Origin of the sequence: Burkholderia sp. E168m23 (genome assembly GCF_016586125.1) — a bacterium.
In the GTDB taxonomy this organism is placed as follows: Bacteria; Pseudomonadota; Gammaproteobacteria; order Burkholderiales; family Burkholderiaceae; genus Burkholderia; species Burkholderia orbicola.
Genome location: NZ_BCPP01000985.1, coordinates 1 through 2,585, shown reverse-complemented (window position 1 = coordinate 2,585; position 2,585 = coordinate 1). Strand labels below are relative to the sequence as shown.

2 protein-coding genes, 2 tRNA genes and 1 pseudogene are annotated in these 2,585 nt (G+C 63.9%); 2 read left to right on the top strand and 3 right to left on the bottom strand.

Annotated features, from left to right (window positions below; all coding sequences use genetic code 11):
- Positions 1-69 precede the first annotated feature (69 nt).
- From JMF90_RS32930 to gltX, 3 genes are all read right to left on the bottom strand, one after another.
- Positions 70-145 (bottom strand) — tRNA-Glu (locus JMF90_RS32930).
- Positions 146-282: 137 nt separating this feature from the next.
- Positions 283-358, bottom strand: a tRNA-Ala gene (locus JMF90_RS32925).
- Between the two features lie 129 nt (positions 359-487).
- Positions 488-1,897 (bottom strand): glutamate--tRNA ligase, encoded by a 1,410-nt coding sequence (gene gltX, locus JMF90_RS32920; RefSeq protein ID WP_011694315.1) that lies wholly within the window; start codon positions 1,895-1,897, stop codon positions 488-490.
- 278 nt (positions 1,898-2,175) lie between these two features.
- Between gltX and JMF90_RS32915 the strand changes: the two are divergent.
- Positions 2,176-2,451: pseudogene (locus JMF90_RS32915) on the top strand (patatin-like phospholipase family protein); the annotation flags it as partial.
- A 13-nt stretch (positions 2,452-2,464) separates the two neighbouring features.
- On the top strand, positions 2,465-2,585 hold a 121-nt coding region (locus tag JMF90_RS32910; RefSeq protein WP_201325995.1), incomplete at its 3' end, for a hypothetical protein.

The window sequence follows — 2,585 nt, the reverse complement described above, 5'->3', positions numbered from 1 at the left end:
ACCCAACCTGCAGGACGTCGGTTACGTTCCTGCAAGCCTTGCGACACTTCTATGAAACGCCGCTGAATCTGGCGTCCCCTAGGGGATTCGAACCCCTGTACTCACCGTGAAAGGGTGATGTCCTAGGCCTCTAGACGAAGGGGACATAATCTTTTCAGATTTGTCTGACTTTCGCTATTCACTTCTGGTCAACAGCGAAGGCCGAAATTCTAACTGCTTTGAATCATTTTGTGAAGCATTTATTACTACCGCCGCTTCGCAAATCAATCCATCTTGTTCTGTTGGTGGAGGTAAGCGGGATCGAACCGCTGACCTCTTGCATGCCATGCAAGCGCTCTCCCAGCTGAGCTATACCCCCTTGCAGAACAGAAATGAGATTATATGGACCGATTTCGAACTTGTAAATACCCTTTTTACGATTCGTGCGAAATTTTTTGCGAAGCCGCCGCGTACCTCATGCACGGACAGCTTCGCGCGCGCACGAACGTCAAGCCAGCGCGGCCTCGATGCGCGTCACCACGACATCGCGACCGAACAGCACGAGCACCGCGTCGATCGACGGCGTATGCGTCGTGCCCGCCACCAGCAGACGCACCGGCATCGCGAGCTGCGGCATCTTCAGCTTGTGCGTGGCGAGCGTCGCCTTCAGCGCGGCGGAAACCGCTTCCTTCGTCCAGTCGGCCGCCTTCAGCGCGGCCGCGAGATCGGCCAGCGCCGGACGCACCGCATCGGTCACGTGCTGCGCGAGCGCGTCGGCGTCGGGTGCCGGCACACGATAGAACATCGCCGCACCTTCCGCGATCTCCTTGACCGTCGTCGCACGATCCTTCATCAAGCCGACCACCGCGTCGAGCGCGGGGCCCGTCGCGATCGCCGCGTCGTCGATGCCGAGTGCGTCGAGGAACGGCTTCGCGAGTTCGGCAAGGCGCGCGTTGTCGGCTTCCTTGATGTAATGCGCGTTCAGCCAGCTCAGCTTGCTGTGGTCGTACTGCGCGGGCGACTTGCCGAGATGCTCGAGATCGAACCATTCGACGAACTGCTCGCGCGAGAAGATCTCGGCGTCGCCGTGCGACCAGCCGAGACGCGCGAGATAGTTGACGACGGCTTCCGGCAGGAAGCCCGCGTCGCGGTACGCCATCACGCTCATCGCGCCATGCCGCTTGCTCATCTTCTCGCCCTGCTCGTTCAGCACGGTCGGCAAGTGCGCATAGACGGGCGGCTCGCCGCCGAGTGCGTTCAGGATGTTGATCTGGCGCGGCGTGTTGTTCACGTGGTCGTCACCGCGGATCACGTGCGTGATGCCCATGTCCATGTCGTCCACCACCACGCAGAAGTTGTAGATCGGCGTGCCGTCCGGGCGCGCGATCACGAGGTCGTCGAGCTCCTCGTTCGAGATCTCGACACGCCCCTTCACCGCATCGTCCCACACGACCGTGCCCGTCAGCGGATTGCGGAAGCGCAGCACCGGCTTCACGCCGGCCGGTGGCTCCGGCAGCACCTTGCCGGGCTCCGGACGCCACGTACCGTCGTAGCGCGGCTTCAGGCCGGCTTCGCGCTGGCGTTCGCGCAGCGCGTCGAGTTCCTCGGCCGACATGTAGCACGGATATGCGAGACCCTTCTCGAGCATCTGCGCGAGCACTTCGCGATAGCGGTCCATCCGCTGCATCTGGTAGATCGGGCCTTCGTCGAAATCCAGCCCGAGCCACTGCATCCCCTCGAGGATCGCATCGACCGCTTCCTGCGACGAGCGCTCGACGTCGGTATCCTCGATGCGCAGCACGAACGTGCCTTTCATCTTGCGGGCGAACGCCCACGGATAAAGTGCGGAGCGAATGTTGCCGAGGTGGATGAAGCCGGTGGGACTCGGCGCGAAGCGGGTACGGACAGGACGGGTCATAAACGGTAACTCGAACGCCTGGGGCGCATGAATGATTCGACGCGGGACGATGCGGCAGCCCGGACAGCAACGGAGCCGGCGGCGCCCGGAACGGGAAAGAAGCCGGAATTATACTCGCGCCGGACATCGCGCCAAGCGCACCGCTTGCTTTATGATGTGCGCGCCGCGGCCGCCAGCCGGCGCGGCGCCGGCCGCACGGAACCCGCTGCGCGGCCGCTCGGAACCTATCGCCGCCGCGGGCCGTGTGACCCGCCGCCAAGCCGCCGGAGAACCATTCGATGTCGTCCCCTCGCCTGTCGCGCCGCCACTTCACGATCGCGTGCGCGTCCGCCAGCCTCGCCGCCTGTACGTCCTTCGGCGACAAGTCCCGCCCCGGCACGGCCCTGCCGCAGGAGAAGCCCGTCAAGATCGGCATCGCGCTCGGCGGCGGCGCCGCGCGCGGGTTCTCGCACATCGGCGTGCTGAAGGCGCTCGAGGCGCGCGGCATTCCGATCGAGATCGTCGCCGGGACGAGCGCGGGCTCGGTGGTCGGCGCGCTCTACGCGTCGGGCATCGTAATAACTTCGTATAGCATACATTATACGAAGTTATACGATCCTGTTCCACAACGCGAAGGAACTGCTCGCGCGCGGCTCGGGCCCGTACTTCTACCTGCCGAAGATGGAAAGCCATCTCGAGGCGCGCCTGT

Coding starts and splice junctions, on each gene's coding strand:
- gltX (WP_011694315.1), bottom strand. CDS start 1,897: ATGACCCGTCCTGTCCGTACCCGCTTCGCGCCGAGTCCCACCGGCTTC.